The organism is Methanosarcina sp. 1.H.A.2.2, from assembly GCF_000979975.1.
Classification (GTDB): Archaea; Halobacteriota; Methanosarcinia; order Methanosarcinales; family Methanosarcinaceae; genus Methanosarcina.
Genome location: NZ_JJQL01000036.1, coordinates 31,544 through 47,548, shown reverse-complemented (window position 1 = coordinate 47,548; position 16,005 = coordinate 31,544). Strand labels below are relative to the sequence as shown.

At 46.3% G+C, this 16,005-nt stretch carries 12 protein-coding genes and 1 pseudogene; 7 read left to right on the top strand and 6 right to left on the bottom strand.

Annotated features, from left to right (window positions below; all coding sequences use genetic code 11):
- Nucleotides 1-8 precede the first annotated feature (8 nt).
- Entirely contained in the window at nt 9-827 is an 819-nt protein-coding gene (locus EO93_RS05390) for a Dna2/Cas4 domain-containing protein (protein ID WP_235284122.1), read from the bottom strand.
- Nucleotides 828-969: 142 nt separating this feature from the next.
- On the opposite strand from EO93_RS05390, the gene EO93_RS05385 reads away from it, so the two are divergent.
- From EO93_RS05385 to cyaB, 5 genes are all read left to right on the top strand, one after another.
- Nucleotides 970-1,710: a helix-turn-helix domain-containing protein gene (locus tag EO93_RS05385; protein ID WP_048134125.1), complete on the top strand. Its 741-nt coding sequence runs from the start codon at nt 970-972 to the stop codon at nt 1,708-1,710.
- Between the two features lie 41 nt (nt 1,711-1,751).
- Complete coding sequence (locus tag EO93_RS05380) at nt 1,752-2,801, top strand: hydroxymethylglutaryl-CoA synthase (RefSeq protein WP_048134126.1); 1,050 nt, start codon at nt 1,752-1,754, stop codon at nt 2,799-2,801.
- 15 nt (nt 2,802-2,816) lie between these two features.
- On the top strand, nt 2,817-3,989 hold the full coding sequence (locus EO93_RS05375; protein ID WP_048134129.1) for a thiolase domain-containing protein: 1,173 nt from the start codon (nt 2,817-2,819) through the stop codon (nt 3,987-3,989).
- Nucleotides 3,990-3,995: 6 nt separating this feature from the next.
- Nucleotides 3,996-4,394, top strand: a complete 399-nt coding sequence (locus tag EO93_RS05370) for a Zn-ribbon domain-containing OB-fold protein (RefSeq protein WP_048134130.1) — start codon at nt 3,996-3,998, stop codon at nt 4,392-4,394.
- Nucleotides 4,395-4,484: 90 nt separating this feature from the next.
- The gene (cyaB, locus tag EO93_RS05365) at nt 4,485-5,018 is read left to right on the top strand and encodes a class IV adenylate cyclase (protein ID WP_048134132.1); all 534 of its coding nucleotides are present in this window, start codon (nt 4,485-4,487) and stop codon (nt 5,016-5,018) included.
- Between the two features lie 161 nt (nt 5,019-5,179).
- Here the strand turns inward: cyaB and metG are convergent.
- Nucleotides 5,180-7,315, bottom strand: a pseudogene (gene metG / locus EO93_RS05360) (methionine--tRNA ligase).
- Between the two features lie 378 nt (nt 7,316-7,693).
- Between metG and sppA the strand changes: the two are divergent.
- Both sppA and serS read left to right on the top strand, forming a co-directional pair.
- Nucleotides 7,694-8,893 carry a signal peptide peptidase SppA gene (gene sppA / locus EO93_RS05355; protein WP_235284121.1) on the top strand — a complete coding sequence of 400 codons (1,200 nt, stop codon included), beginning with the start codon at nt 7,694-7,696 and terminating at the stop codon, nt 8,891-8,893.
- A 139-nt stretch (nt 8,894-9,032) separates the two neighbouring features.
- Nucleotides 9,033-10,298 (top strand): serine--tRNA ligase, encoded by a 1,266-nt coding sequence (gene serS, locus EO93_RS05350; RefSeq protein ID WP_048161344.1) that lies wholly within the window; start codon nt 9,033-9,035, stop codon nt 10,296-10,298.
- 173 nt (nt 10,299-10,471) lie between these two features.
- Here the strand turns inward: serS and EO93_RS05345 are convergent, their stop codons facing one another.
- From EO93_RS05345 to EO93_RS05330, 4 genes are read right to left on the bottom strand one after another with little or no spacing between them, the layout of a single operon-like run.
- Nucleotides 10,472-12,448, bottom strand: a complete 1,977-nt coding sequence (locus tag EO93_RS05345; RefSeq protein WP_048134140.1) for a glycoside hydrolase family 15 protein — start codon at nt 12,446-12,448, stop codon at nt 10,472-10,474.
- Complete coding sequence (locus EO93_RS05340) at nt 12,445-13,251, bottom strand: V4R domain-containing protein (RefSeq protein ID WP_048134142.1); 807 nt, start codon at nt 13,249-13,251, stop codon at nt 12,445-12,447. Before EO93_RS05340 ends, EO93_RS05345 begins: the two co-directional genes overlap by 4 nt.
- A 44-nt stretch (nt 13,252-13,295) precedes the next feature.
- Nucleotides 13,296-14,486: a glycoside hydrolase family 57 protein gene (locus EO93_RS05335; RefSeq protein WP_048134144.1), complete on the bottom strand. Its 1,191-nt coding sequence runs from the start codon at nt 14,484-14,486 to the stop codon at nt 13,296-13,298.
- A complete protein-coding gene (locus EO93_RS05330; protein WP_048161343.1) occupies nt 14,483-15,619 on the bottom strand; it encodes a glycoside hydrolase family 57 protein in 1,137 nt (378 codons plus the stop codon). The genes EO93_RS05335 and EO93_RS05330 overlap by 4 nt, the downstream gene beginning before the upstream one ends.
- Between the last annotated feature and the right edge of the window lie 386 nt (nt 15,620-16,005).

The window sequence follows — 16,005 nt, the reverse complement described above, 5'->3', positions numbered from 1 at the left end:
CTTCAGGTTTAGAAAAACTTTGACATAAGGGACGAATTTGAAACACACTTCTCTGAAAAAGTGCATTCCGTACAGAATTTTTCTTCTTTTTTCTCGGGCATGAATCCGGCTTTTATTTTCTCCACACGCCTGCAGATTTTTAATACCTCCCTGCGATCCGAGCTTCGGATAGCCACTTTCCGAATCAGGCCAAAACTTACGTATTCAACAAAGGCAAAGGGCACCTCTTTTCCGGATTCGGCTTCAAGGAGAAGGACAAGGGATGCAGCATGCATCCTGTCAGATGCCCACACACCCTGAACAGGGCAGTTTCCCGGTTTTAGAATAGAGGGGACATTCATGCCCTCGAAACAGACAAGCTTGGACGGAACACCCTTCAGGTTAAGCCTTTCCGATGAAAGAAATGGCTCGGTTTTAACAGGCGTAAGTGCCGCAAGCATAGGATCTTTTCCGAATTCTTCAAGTCCTCTGAGAAGGTTAGCCGCAATTTCCGGAATTTTAGCTCTTGCCCGCGTCTTCCCTTCTTCAAGGACTTCCTTTTCAATGCATGCGAATTCTGTTGGAAACATAAGAGGGAGATCTTCACATACCTGGAGAAAAGCAGTTTCAAGTTCTTTGCACAAGTTATCGGCGTTTAACGAACATTCCCTCACAATTTCAGGAAAAGTCAGAGAAAGCTCTTTAAGGAGCATTCTTTCAAGCCTTGAAGCGTTTATTTCAGGAAACAGTTCAAAACCCCGGCTGACAAAGTATACGCGTCGCGGGCAGTTGATATATAGGAGAAGATCAGAAACGCTTATCTCAGGATTCCGTGAATCTGCAGGCATCACATTAGAATTTCTTTTACAATTGATATAAATTTTTTGGATAAGATCTCGCCCTTACACGGTAGTCAAGCTTCTGCGACAATTGCCGAACTCGCATTCGTTAAATATATAAGGGAACGTTTCCTCTTAGATTAAGTAAGTCATGACATCCAACGATTCCTCAGAAAATCTGCGCAACCGCCTGGCAGAAAAAATGGCTGGAGATATCACACTCTCAGAAAAACCCGGAGAGTCACTGAAAAAGTGGAGGTTAAACTTTGAGATATCCCAGACCGATATTGCAAATTACCTGAAGGTTTCTCCCTCTGTTATCAGTGATTATGAAAGCGGGAGGCGAAAGTCTCCAGGGACAATGATCGTCCGGAAGATCGTGGAATCCCTGCTTGAAGTTGATATAGAGCGGGGAGGCAAAAAGATTCACACCTACGAATCGATACTTAACGCCGAATGCGGCTCAAAATCAATCTACTCAACCTACGAGTATACTATCCCGATACAGCTTGCTAAACTGGTAAACCTTATTGAAGGCGAGATTGTCTACAAAGGAGCTGAAAGACCTCTATATGGTTTTTCTGTCATCGACAGCCAGCGGGCAGTCCTGGAACTTTCCTCCCACGAATTCCAGAAGCTCTACGGCTGGAGTACGGACAGAGCCATGATCTTTACGAAGGTCAGTACCGGGAAATCCCCCATGGTAGCTATCCGAGTCACCAACCTGAAACCCGGAGCCGTTGTGCTTCACGGGCTCTGTAAAGAAGAGGTCGAACCTGTTGCAGTCAAGATGGCGGAAGTAGACCGTGTACCCCTGGTCGCAACTACAATGGACCTCGACCAGATTGTGCAGTTACTGAAAAAATACAGTCAATACTATGCAAGGGAATGACCCCTGGAAGATGCCCTAAACACTCAAAAACAGGTGAACACATGACTATTGGAATTGTATCATACGGTGCTTACGTCCCGAGATACCGTATAAAAATTGAAGAAATCGCCCGGCTCTGGGGTGATGACGCAGAGGCTCTTAAAAATGGCCTCATGGTGTACGAAAAATCCGTACCTGATGTAGATGAAGACGCAGCAACGATCGCAGTGGAAGCTGCAAGATACGCAATAGCAAGAAGCGGCGTCGATCCCTCCAGAATTGGGGCGGTATATACAGGTTCAGAAAGTCATCCCTACGCTGTAAAACCGACCAGCACTATCGTAGCTCAGGCTATCAGCGCAACCCCTGAAATGACTGCAGCAGACTTTGAGTTTGCATGTAAGGCAGGAACAGCTGCAGTTCAGGCATGTATGGGACTGGTGGGTTCCGGAATGATTGACCTTGGCATGGCTATAGGAGCAGACGTTTCCCAGGGAGCCCCCAGTGATGCCCTTGAGTACACTGCCGCAGCAGGAGGAGTCGCCTGCCTCATCGGGAGAAAAGAATCCGAACTTGCAGCAATCATTGAAGATACGTACTCTTTTACAACAGATACTCCTGACTTCTGGAGAAGGGAAGGAATGCCTTACCCCGAACATGGAGGCCGGTTTACAGGAGAGCCGGGGTACTTCAAACATGTAACAAACGGCGCAAAAGGTCTGCTTAAAAAACTAGGGACAAAGCCTGAAGATTATGATTATGCAGTCTTCCACCAGCCAAATGGGAAGTTCCCTACCAAAGCTGCAAAGATGCTGGGGTTCACAAAAGCCCAGATAACTCCGGGACTTGTAGTTCCAAAAATAGGGAATACATATTCAGGGTCCTGCCTTATGGGAATCGCCGCAACCCTTGACCAGGCAAAACCCGGGGACCGGATTTTTGCAACCGCCTTCGGGTCCGGAGCAGGGTCCGATTCATTCAGCATAACAGTTACTGACAGGATTGAGGAAATTCGAAACCTGGCTCCGACGGTTTCCGAACTTATCAAGGATCCTATATACATCGACTACGCAAAGTATGCCAGACATAAAGGTAAAATCCGCCTGGCCTGAAAACGGGGTGAATACATGAGAGACGTAGCAATTATCGGAATAAAGAATACAAAATTCGGGGAACTCTGGGAGCGTTCCCTGAGAGACATCGTCGTAGAAGCCGGGATCGGAGCAATCCAGGACGCAGGCGTTAGTGGAAAAGAGATTGACGCTCTGTATGTAGGAAACATGAGTGGAGGCCGCTTTATTGATCAGGAGCACATAGGTGCCCTTATCGCAGACTATTCCGGTCTTTCGAGAAACCTTCATGTCCCGGCTACCAGAGTAGAAGCTGCCTGTGCATCCGGAGGGCTTGCCCTGCGCCAGGCTATAATGTCTGTGGCTTCAGGCTACAGCGACATCGTAGTAGCAGCAGGAGCAGAAAAGATGACTGATGTCGGGTCTGAAGAGGCATCTTCAGCTCTTGCAGCAGCTGCTGACCGGGAATGGGAAGGCATGGCAGGAGCAACCTTCCCCGGGCTTTATGCAATGATTGCAAAGCTGCACATGCACAGGTACGGAACTACAAGCGAACAGCTTGCAGAAGTAGCCGTAAAAAACCACAAAAATGGGTGTTTTAACCCCATTGCCCAGTACAAGAATGAAATTAGCGTGGACGACGTACTGAATTCAATAATGGTAGCCGACCCGTTACATATCTTTGACTGCTCCCCTATAACAGACGGAGCATCTGCACTTGTTCTGGCTCCTGCGGAAGTTGCCCACAAATATACTGATACGCCCATTTACATTAAGGCAACAGCCCAGGCAAGTGACACAATTGCCCTGCATGACAGAAGGGATATCACAACCCTGGACGCAACCGTAATGGCTGCAAAGAGAGCATATTCCATGGCAAAATTGAAACCTGAAGATATCGACCTTGTCGAGGTACATGACTGCTTTACCATTGCTGAGATCTGCGCAATTGAAGACCTGGGATTTGCAGAAAAAGGGAAAGGCGGAATTGTCACAGCAAATGGGGAAACTGCGATAGGCGGAAGGATCCCTGTCAACACCTCCGGCGGCCTGAAAGCCTGCGGACATCCAGTGGGAGCAACAGGCATAAAGCAGGCTGTGGAAATTGTAACCCAGCTTCGCGGGGATGCAGGAAAGCGCCAGGTAGCAGGAGCCGAGTATGGAATGACCCACAACGTAGGAGGGTCAGGAGCGACCGCAGTAATCCACATTTTCTCGAGGGAGAGGTGATATTCGATGTCTTCTGTACCAAGATTCTGGAGAAACCTGGGCAGCAGGTATAACCTTGAAGGGACCCGCTGCAAGGAATGTGGGGAATATTTCTATCCCCCGCGCAATGTTTGTGTAAACTGCAGGCGCATGGGTGAGCTCGAATCATTCAAATTCAAAGGCACCGGCGAAATCGTAAGCTATACATTGATTCACACGCCTGCGGAAGGTTTTGAAAACCAGACTCCCTATACCCTTGCAATTATTAAACTGGATGAAGGGCCCCGTCTAACCTCCCAGGTGATTGGAGACCCTGAAAAAATCCAGATTGGAACACGGGTTAAATCCGTGTTCAGGAAGCTCGGGGAAGACGGCGAGCACGGTATGATCTACTACGGCACCAAATTCGTCCCTGCAGATACATGATCGGATCCGGATTCTTCCGGATTCCGTTAATGATTCTAAAGTGAGGATTTTCCGGGGCCTCCCGGATCAAATTGGAGATGTCTTTAAACTATGATTGAAGTGGAAGTAAAGGTCAGAGCGGATCATTCAAAGGTCCGCTTCATCCTTCAGAAATTAGGGGCAATAAAAATAGGGGTAGAGAATCAGTCAGATACTTATTTTGCAGCTCCTTATAGGGATTTTGCAAAAACTGACGAGGCGCTCAGGATTCGTTCCCTGGACGGTCAAGCCGTGCTGACCTATAAAGGTCCCAAACTCGATAAAGTCTCCAAAACCAGAGAAGAGCTCGAAACTTCTGTGGATGAGGCCACTACCACAGGAATACTACGTGCCCTTGGATTCTCGGAAGCCGGAATCGTCCGCAAAAAAAGGGAAGTCTTCAGGGCAGGAGAGATAACTGTCTGTCTTGACGCAGTCGAAGGGCTCGGAGAATTCCTGGAAGTCGAAATCGTAGCTGGAGATGAAAAAGATCTTGAAATTTCAAGGAAAAAATTATTCGAGTTGCTAAAACAGTTTGGCGCCGAGGAAAAAGACTCTATTCGGACTTCTTACCTTGAAATGGTACTGGATAAAAGCAATGATTAATTTACCGGTTCAATTTCAATAATTTTCCCGACTATTTTTTTATTGATACTAAAATGAACCCTGGGATCGGCTCAATAAGTTGTTCATGCCCGCATCATGCACGGACATGAAAACAACTGTCAAATTTTGATTTAATTTTGATTTTAATTTACTCTTAATTATTACCTTATTCTGGAGCCGGGCTTTAGATCTTTATCCGGCATCAGAGCTGCTACAATCGATCCACCGTCATCGGCTGCAAGTATCATGCCGTTTGACTCAACTCCGCAGAGTTTGGCGGGTTTCAGGTTGGCGAGTACAATTACGGATTTACCTGTGAGTTCTTCAGGAGTATAATATGAAGATAGGCCTGCTACAAGCTGTCTTGGCTTTTCCTCTCCTATATCCACTTCAACCCGCAGGAGCTTTTTTGACTTCTTTACAGGTTCAGCAAAGATAACTTTTCCTACCCTGATGTCAAGTTTTGCAAAGTCCTCGTAATCTATCTGGGGAAGGGTTTCTATTTGCTCTGTTTCTTCTGTTTTTGCTGCATCTCCGGCTTATTCGGCTGGTTTTGCCTCTTCTACAGGGCCCATTCCATCGGATTTGACGGGCTCCTTTTCACTCCCCTTTGCCGCGTTTTTCTTTGCATCTGCAGCTTTTACCCTCTGGTTTGCAATCTCGTCCATCTCTCCTATCCTGTCATCTTCGAGCTTGGTAAAGAGGAGCTCAGGCTTTGCAAGTTTTGTGCCTGCCTTCAGGGGCACGAGGGCTTCTTCATACTGCACGGCATGTATATCGCTTTCCTGTCCGAGTCCTTTCCAGGCTGTTTCCATGGTCAGCGGGAGCACGGGTTCAAATATAATGCTCAGGGCTTTTGCCAGGTGGAGGCAGTTGTAGAGGACCTGTCCGCAAGCGGCCCGATCTTCTTTCAGAAGTTTCCAGGGCTCATGGGACTGGAAGTAAATGTTCCCGAAAGACGCAAGAGTCATGGCAGAATCGACAGCTTTTTTGAACTCGTACTCAGCCATTGCAGCTTTTATTTCTTTTAGAGCCTTTTCTATTTCTGCGCTTACTTCAGGTTCGAGTTGCCCTTCAGGGACTTCTCCATAGTTCTTGAAAGCAAAGAGCATGGTCCTGTACAGGAAGTTTCCTAATACAGCCACCAGTTCGGTATTGATCTTTTCCTGAAGCACGCGCCAGGAGAAGTTCAGTTCCTTAGTATGGGAGGTGTAGCTCGCAAGGTAATACCTGAGGAGGTCGGGATGGAAGCCGTGGTCAAGATAATCTTCCCCTACCCAGACCACATAACCTCTGGTCTTGGAAAACTTTTTATCTTCTATTTTTACCATGCCTGATGCTACAACAGCTGTAGGCACGGAATAGTCTGCACCTTTAAGCATGGCAGGCCAGAAAATGCAGTGGTGGTAGGTAATGTCCCCTCCAATGAAGTGGACTATCTCCCCGTCCTCTTTCCAGAATTTTTCCCAGGAATCCCCTGTCTTTGCAGCCCATTCCTCGGTGAAAGCCATGTATCCTATGGGGGCATCCACCCAGACGTAAACCACAAGATCTTCATGCCCCGGGAATTTAACTCCCCATTCAAGGTTTCTTGTGATACACCAGTCCGTAAGCCCCTGCTTTACCCAGCCAAGTGCGTAATTAATAGCATTGGTGGTGCCTCCCAGGTCATTAGAGAGGTAATTCAGCAGGTAGTCGCTAAACTCGGAAAGTTTGAAAAAGAAGTGTTCCTGCTGGCGGTACTCTGCAGGCCCTCCGCAGATAGTACATACAGGGTTCTGAAGCTCCCCAGGCTCAAGGTGTTTTCCGCAGCCCTGGTCACATTCATCACCTCTGGCTGTTTCTCCGCAGTGAGGGCAGGCTCCTTCCACATAGCGGTCAGGAAGGAAGCGGTTGCACTTTGGGCAGTAAGCGATTTCTATGATTTTCGGATACACATAGCCCTTTTCAATCAACCTGGTTACAATATTAAGGGTCCGGTTATGATTTTCAGGGTCATCGGTTGTCCCAAAAGCATCAAAGTAAACTCCAAGCTGCTTGAAAGTTTCATCAAAGTGTGTATGATAGACCTCTACAAGTTCTTTAGGGGTGATCCCGAGCTCCTCGGCGTTTACGACAATGGGGGTTCCATGAGTGTCCGAACCGCAAACAAAGGTAACCTCCCTCCCTTCCTTCCGCAAGGAGCGGGCAAAAATATCAGCGGGCACATAGGTCCGGAGATGCCCGATATGTGCCTTGCCGTTAGCATAGGGTAGGCCACAGGTGACAAGTACGGGTTTACTGGATGATTTTGACATTCTTATCTCCATATATTTTTATAAGTGTATCTCTTCTGGATGACTGCAATTCTGAAATATATTTCGCTTATTGTATGTACAAGGGAACTTATTTGAGGGATAGTTGATAATCATATATAAAAGAGGGGTGGAACGCAGAGAAACATAAATAGTTGCTCTGACAATTCAGACCTGTTGAATTGACCCTTTTATTTGCGGGCTTTTGAAAAATATGTTTCTGGCAGTTCCCCTACCAGGAGAATTTGCCTGTCCCCTTAACTGGAGTTTTCAGCAGTAAATAAACATAGACCGGAAATTAAAGAAACAAATCCAGGAAGTGCGGTCCTGTCAGATATGAATGATGAAAATGTAAACTCAGAAGGTACGGATTCAGAAAGTATGAATCCGGAAGAGGCATCCGGAGACGACCTTTCGGGAAGTAGTGCATTCAATAAAAAAGAGACTATTATCCCTGAGGAGGATATTTCAGATATTACCATCAAGGAAAATTCCTCAGATTCCGATTCTGCTCCTGAAAAACAGGGATCAGCAAAAACGGATGATCAGGGACTTCCTCCCCGGGACCCTGAGAAGAAAATTCCTGAGAAGAAAATAATTGAAAATGAGAGTTTAAGCATGAATTCAGGCTCTTCTCCTTCCGTACATAAAAAGAAACGCAGCGGTACGTCCTATGTTGTGGTCTTACTGGCTCTGATTACTGTTATTGCAGTCAGTATGGCTGCTATATTCTACGGCCTCGGTTTCGGAGGAAATTTAGGGACCTCCGAGAAGATAGCGGTAATTTATGTACAGGGCTCCATGCTCACTGGAAACGTTCCCTCAGGGTTCGGCTATGCAACCTCAGAAGAGATTTCTGAAAACATCCACACCGCTGTAGCAGATGAAAACGTCAGGGCAATCGTGCTCAGGGTAAACAGTCCTGGAGGGTCTCCTGCAGCCGCCCAGGAGATTGCAATAGAGATCGAGAAAGCTCAGGAACAGGGTATCCCTGTTATTGTTTCCATGGGAGATCTTGCGGCCAGCGCTGCATATTACATCTCTGCGCCCGCAGATTACATATTTGCAAATCCCTCCACAAGTACGGGATCCATAGGAGTTATCTGGGTCTTTGAGAATATGTCTTCTTTCAACGAAAAGGAAGGTATAGATTATTACATTTCAAAGTCCGGAGAGTTCAAAGATATGGGAGGGTCCTGGAGAGGGCTTACGGACGACGAAAAAGAATACGCTGATACCGTTGTCATGGAGAGTTATGAAAACTTTGTAACCCAGGTTGCAGAAGGGCGTAATATGAGCCGGAGTGAAGTAAAAGACCTCGCCGACGGACGCGTATATACCGGGTCCAGAGCAAAGGAACTTGGGCTTGTGGACGACTTTGGAAACCTCTATGACGCAATTGATAAAGCTGCGGAACTTGGAGGCATTCAGGGTGAACCAAGAGTTGTATATATGAACAGGGCAAGCATTTCAAGGTTACTTCTCGGTTCGGAGTCCGGGGATTCCAATGAGGAAACCAGGCAACTTGTCAATTACTTTGAGAAAAGCCCTTATGGGAAGATTCTTGCCTGTATAAGTTAATTATCGGATTCCCTCTATTTCCTTTTTTTCCGTTATTCATTTTTCTTAATTAATTCAGTTTTCTGTTTTTTAGACAGGCTTACAGCCTGAAAATAGCAAAATATATATTAGCTAACATGCAGGATATCTCGGGCTTAACATGCTGGAACTCAAATTTGTACGTAATAACCCCGACATAGTTGGGCGTGCTCTTATTAACAGGAATATGGGCACCGAGCTTATAGATAGCCTTCTTGAATATGACGCGGCCTGGAGGGACTGTATCACCGAGGGTGATAGCCTGAAGCATAAACGCAATGTGGTCACCCGCGAGATAGCGCAATTTAAGAAGGAAAATAAAGATGCTTTATCAAAAATAAACGAAATGCAGGGCATCAATGATCGTATTAAAGAAATAGATGATAAGATACGCGACTATAAGTCAAAAATAAATGAAATAATGCTCAGTATCCCCAATATCCCTTCTGACATGACGCCTATAGGCAAGGATGAAAATGACAATCCGGTTGTAAGGGTAGTTGGAGAGCCAAGAGAATTTACGTTCACTCCAAAGCCTCACTGGGAGATAGGGGAGGCGCTGGATATACTCGACTTTGAGAGAGGAACAAAGATAGCAGGCCAGGGCTTTACAGTCTATAAAGGCATGGGCGCGAAACTTGAAAGAGCTCTCATAAACTTCATGCTTGATGTACACGCCGATCAGGGTTATCTCGAAGTTCTGCCGCCTGTGCTTATCAATGAAAAAGCCATGACCGGCACAGGGCAGCTGCCAAAGTTCAAAGATGACATGTATGTATGCAGCGCTGACGGCTATTATCTTGCACCGACCGCGGAAGTCCCGGTGACCAACCTCTTCATGGACGAGTATGTAGAAAATCTGCCGGTATTACTTACAGCATATACCGCCTGCTTCAGGCGTGAGGCGGGGAAACATGGTCAGGATACAAGAGGCATCATCCGCCAGCACCAGTTCAACAAGGTTGAGCTTGTCAAATTCGTGAAGCCAGAAACATCCTATGAAGAACTCGAAAAACTCACCCTCGATGCTGAGGAGATTCTCAAACTCCTGAAGATACCATATCGCGTCATAAGCCTTTGCACTGGCGACATAGGGTTCTCGGCGGCCAGGACTTACGACATAGAGGTATGGGTACCCGCACAGAAAAAGTACCGGGAGATCTCCTCGTGCTCGAATTTTGAGAACTTCCAGGCAAGGAGAGCCAATATCCGTTTCAGAACCCCTGAAGGTCCTCAGTTCGTCCACACGCTTAACGGTTCAGGCCTTGCTGTCGGCAGGACCGTCGTTGCGATACTGGAGAACTACCAGCGTGAGGACGGCAGCGTAGAGATTCCGGAAGTCCTCAGGCCGTACATGAGAGGGGCCGAAGAAATCTGCAAAGTTTGAGCTTGTGGATTACTTTTAAAAAAACCATATAATCCGGAATTCGATGAGAAAACCGGCAGCTCGTCAATTACTTCGAGGAACGCTCTTAGGAGTAAATCCTTGCCTGTATAAAGTAATTAACGGGCTCCCTTACTTTCTCTTTTTCCAGTACTTATTTTTTCATATATTCAGCCTTATTCATGATTTCCTGCGTTTCTTCTGCAAATCTTATCAAGGAGAAGGATATTGTCAAGCATGAGAGAACCGCTCCAGCCAAGAGGAATGGCCCATGCTGGTTTTCCTGTAGACTTGTCCACCTGTTCAGGGAGAAGCCCTGTGCTTGTTGCTCCGGCCAGAGCCCATCTCAGGCATTTAACCCCTTCATCGGTCAATTTTTTCACATCTTCGGCATAAGGTCCCTCTTTTCCATTGGGGAGATCGAGGACAAAGGCAAACATAGCCTCCGAAAGCCAGAGAGTGGTTATTATCCAGGGATTTCCGTCGATGTAACTGTCATTTTCGTAACGTTTGATTCCATTACCCGCATTGATAGGAATTGAGAGCTTTTTCTGGATATTTTCTATCAGGAAAAGAATCATATCCCTTTCCACAGGGTCTTTCGGGGAGAGCATTCCAAAGGGCATATAAGCTCCAAGGACGCTTGCATCAATCGTTTTATCCAGTTTTTCATTAATGATTCCTTTTGCAAAATAGCCTTCCTGAAGCCAGAACCGGTCAATTGTAGCCTGCTTGATGAACTCCGCCCTTTTCTTCCAGCGTCTTGCCATGCCAGACTCACCGTTTTCTTCCGCAAGGTGAGAGGCGCCCATGAGCCCTGCATAGATCGAGGCATTGGTATAGGTGAAAACGCCGTAATAAGTCTCCCACAGGTCCATACAGCTTTCATGCAGCCCGGACTTGGTCCTCTTCATCAGGTATTCGGCAGCCCTGAGCACGGAGACCCAGACCTCTTCCAGAAATTCAACCTTTTTGAGGCCTTCGAGAATCCTGTAATACACATCCATGGCATGGAGTGTGGACCCGGTCTCGTCTATCTGGGTTGAATAGTCAAAATTACCCCAGGAAGGAGCTATGTCTCCGTTGAGCCAGTAACGCTGGAACCATGAACCATCGGGGAGCTGGGCCCGGATACACCACTTGAAAAATCTGTCACAATACTCGGGATATCCGGAATGCTTGAGAGCAAGCACAACCTCAGAGGTATCCCTGTTCCAGCAAAACCCGTATCCTCCGCATTTCTCGAAATTGGAGTCAAACTCCGGAGCAGCCACGAAAGACCCATATTCACGGTCGTTCAGGAGATAAAGCATGAGAAGAGCCCGGTTATATGCATTGAATAACTCCTGGCGCAGGTTATTATGCCCTTCAAGTCCTGGCATCTTGAGCACGTGTTTTTTTGATAGCCACATCACCCAGTGTTCCCGTGTCTTTTCAAAGATGTGTTCCAGGGGCATTTTGGATAACTCATACATTCTTTTATACAGGAGGCTCCGGGAAGATGCAGCTCCAATAAAGATTACAAACTCATTTGCCCCGTCAGCTTCCAGTTCAAGGTCCCAGCCAGCAGCGTTGTTGATATTCCCTATATCTTCCTTGTTACGCTGCAGCTTTCCGTCTTCCATATCGTATTTGGAATTTGTCCACCATATGGTATCCATTGCCTTTCCGATCTGCCATTCCGTAAACTCCGGCAGGGCATAGATTCCTATATAGTAATTTTGCCAGTACTGTGCAAGCAGGCGAGCTTCCGTATCGCAAAATCCGGAGTTTTTCTTGGAAGTTTCCCCTACGTTTAAATTCGAATAGTAAAAGAATTTTCCCGACATCTTTTGCTGGGACTGCACCTTAAACCTGCGGATAAGGACGGGCACTTCAGGATGCACAAGGTCAAGAATCGAGATCCTTATTCCGGAGTCGTGGTAGAGTTTTGTGGATACGATATTTGTATCCTCTATGTAGTTCTGAATAGAATGCCAATCATTATCGTTTGTCCAGAGAAGTTTTTCCCCTGTATGGATACAGGCAAGGGATTCTTCTACGTGCTGGGCATGGTCTCTGCGAGGATAAAATAAGCCTAAAATATCTCCCTTTCTGCCCATTGTCACAAGCAGTTCGTCATTTCCGAGAATGACATTCGGTTGTCTTATCACCGTGTGTCCCCTCTTAGCTGGTATTCCTGGCTTGCGCTGGAGGGAGCCAGTGAGATTACATGTTCGCAGAAATTCTTTCCTGTGGCTTTACAGCTGACTTCCCTCACACTTATGTTCTTCCCAAAATACTCGGTCAGGTAACCCGCAAAGTATCCGCTCATGAAAGCACATACCGGCTGGTCCGATGCTCCGTAAACATCGGCTATAAACGAGTCTTTAACAATGATTTTTCCTTCGTAGGTTTCGGGGTTACAGTCAATTTCCAGGATTCCCCAGCCCACAGCTCTGTACAACTCTGCAAGCATGCTTGCGAAATTGCTGTTATTAATAGGCATTATACTCTTGAAATATTTTGCAGCATGACTTCCTCCCCGCAGTCCGGATAGGGTAAGAAGCCCTTCTGCATGTGGCACACTCTGATTAAGAGTTTTGATGATATCAACAATTGTGAGTGCCCTTGCCATAACTCCCCTGACACCTATGACATTCAGGGGGAAATCAACAGAGTAAATCATCCCGAATTCTGAAATCCCGTGTTCCACTGCAATTACAACTTCCAGTTCTCCTATTTTTCGAGCAAGATTCTCTATATCCATATCTTTCTTAAGCTCTGTAAATATGGAGTATTCTCCAGTCTCCTGTGTAATGTTGTCAATGTGACCAAACATAACGAATGCATTCTCTTTTTCAAGAAAATCAGTTATTAAGGATAAAGAACCAGGCTCTTTCGAATAAGTAACCTTGAACCATACAATCTGCGAATCTTCATTAAATCCTGCAAACATGCATAAGTCCCTAACCATGTGACTCAAACTCCCATGAACCTATATGTATACATTTCATTAAGTTATTGCGTTAAGCTCCTGAATACACGAGCCTTGAAGTCCATAAGTACTGCCATGAAGTTTACTGCCGCCTCGAAGGGTGTGGAGTGGACACTGAAATAAGAATGCACGTCTCCATCCCCGAGCCACTTGGTGCACATATAGTAATAGTGGTCCGAAGTCAACAGGTGCTTCCATATACGCAGGATTTCGGGGTCTCCTGTTTTTTTCACAAAAGGCTCAAGCAATTTCATCTCTTCAAAACAACGCCTTTGCATATCGTTTCCAAGCCATGCGCTGGTATCGCGTTCCATATCAGCCCAGGAAATCGTCGAAAAGTCTCCAATATCGATCTCGGCTACAGGGGAATATTTTCTGGCAACCTCTACAGGAGTGCTGAATTCCAGACCGTTTTTGAGGACTTCTGCAGGCAGTTTTTCCAGGAAATTAAAAATTCCGGTTTCTTCCCACTGGTGTTCTCCGAACGTCTCGTAGTCCATAAAAACATTGATACAATCCTCCTTAACCCCTGAAGCCCACGAGGCCCATTTCTCCGCAGTAAGTGGATATCCTTCCCACCACCTTGCCGAAAAACGGTACCCTATGTCGTCACTCAGCTTGTAGTTCCTGAAGAGAATGGGTAACCCTGAGTCTTTTGCCTTATAAAGTACGTTAGGAGACCTCCCCTCAAGCATATGGTCTGCACCTTCCGTAAGAATTGCCTTATAACCCAGCTCGGAAGCTACCTTTGCTATGGAGTTATTGTAAAGAAGTTCTGTGTTTCTGAATACCTGAGGTTTAACTCCAAGGAGGTCGAAAACCATTTCTTGGTGTTCCTTCACTTCTTCAATAAATTCTGTTTTGTCATCAAAAAGGCTTGAGAGAGAATGATAACAGGTCTCATCCAGAAACTCCACAGCCCCTGTTTCTGCCATTTGCCGGAAACTCTCAAGCACCTCCTTTCCCCAGAGTTCGCATTGTTCGAGCAGTGTGCCAGTAATCGAAAGGGAAAACCTGAACTCTCCTTTATGCTCGTCGAGAGAGTCCAGAAGAGCCCTGTTTGTAGGGATGTAGCATTTATGGGCCACTCTTTCAAAAATCTCCCTGTTGCTTCTTTCATCAAAGTAGCGGAAAAAACCAGACCTGTCATCAGGCCAGAACCTGCGCAGCCTGAAAGGCTGATGCACCTGAAAGTACATGCAGAGAGAGGTCATGCCCCTTCCTCCAGAACGGCTCTTCTTAAATCAGAGAGAATGGAAAAGTAGTTCACAGCCCTTTCAGACCCTTCCCGGGCGTTTCCAGCATTCATTGAAAAAAGGATTTCACTCTGCTGGAGGTAGCCGAAAAGATGCTTCAACTTTTGGTAATTCGGTTTTTCTTTAATTTCTGCAAGTTCTTCCCCTACCCTTACCAGTTCTCTCAGGTAGAGTTGCTGCGCATGATTTCCGACAGCATTGTGCATTCCGTAACGGATTGTCTGTTCTGTCCCAAGGGTAGAAAGTCTCAAAGGACTGAACCTGCTTACTGCTTCCGAAGGTGTGATCATTTCAATGCCCCGGCTCTTCAGGGCTTCCGGAAAAGCCCGTATAAAATCGGCTATCATGCTCTTGCTCCTGTGGTGAAGGCAGAGGCTTGTGTAATTTAAATAAAGGGTCAGGACATCCCCTTCCATGCCTGCAATCCAGTCTGCGAACTTTTCCGGGATCAGAGGATAACCTTCCCAGTTTTTTTCGGAAAAGCGCAGTTCAAGGTCTTCACTGAGGTTTATATGCCTGAGAAGAGTCGGAAGGTGGTTTTCAAAAACACGGACAGGATCGCATCCATCCAGAATGTTTCTTGACCCTTCGGCAATAAGGCACCTGAAACTCATATCTGCAAGTATACTTCCTACTCTTTCCGTGTACAGAAGTTCTGTGTTCACGAAAGTCCTGGGATTTACTCCTAACAGTTCCCTGAGCATTTCCCTGTAACTCATTACTTCCTCTTTAAACCAGGAAAGGTCAGGATAAAGGGCACTCAGGGAATGGTAACTGCAGCTTCCTGTAAACTCTACCCTTCGACTCTCCGAAAGTTCCCTGAAAGATTCAAGAAGTTCAGGGTCCCACCTGCACTGTTCCAGGAAAGGACCTGAAAGGTCAAAGGCATAGCTTCCCCCCCTTTCAATGGATTCTAGAAAAAAATCATTAAGGCGCAGAAATTCTCTCCCTGTTTTCAAGAGCCTTGAAAAAATTTGATTTCGGTCAAAATACCTGTCCATTTCAGGCACTCCGGAAAAACCCTCCACAGGCCAGTACCATTTGGGACTGTAAGGCAGATGTACTCCCAGACACATGCACACGGCTTTCATAACAAAAGAATCTTGTGCGGAAACCTACTAAAAACTATTGTTTCTTTCAGTCTTTTGCCTAATAACGGAATTATTGATCAGATTCAAAAAAGCTGATTCCTGGTTAATTGGGGGGATCTAAGCCGGAACCCGGAGAAGGAATTTCTCAGTTATCTCTTCCTGCGCCGTAAGGGGGTTAGGGCCTGCCTGCCAACCAGATAAAAAACAACTTACAAGCCAGTAACGCAATTAAGAGAGATAGTATATTGAAGGAATTCCTGCGTAGATCGTAGCAATATACAGACAACAGGGTGACGGCTCCCGCCAATGAATTGGCAGGCATCTAAGGGATTGCACCTATGCTATACCGCCCTAGAGCAAATAATGTTTGTCTCGCCAACACCGTT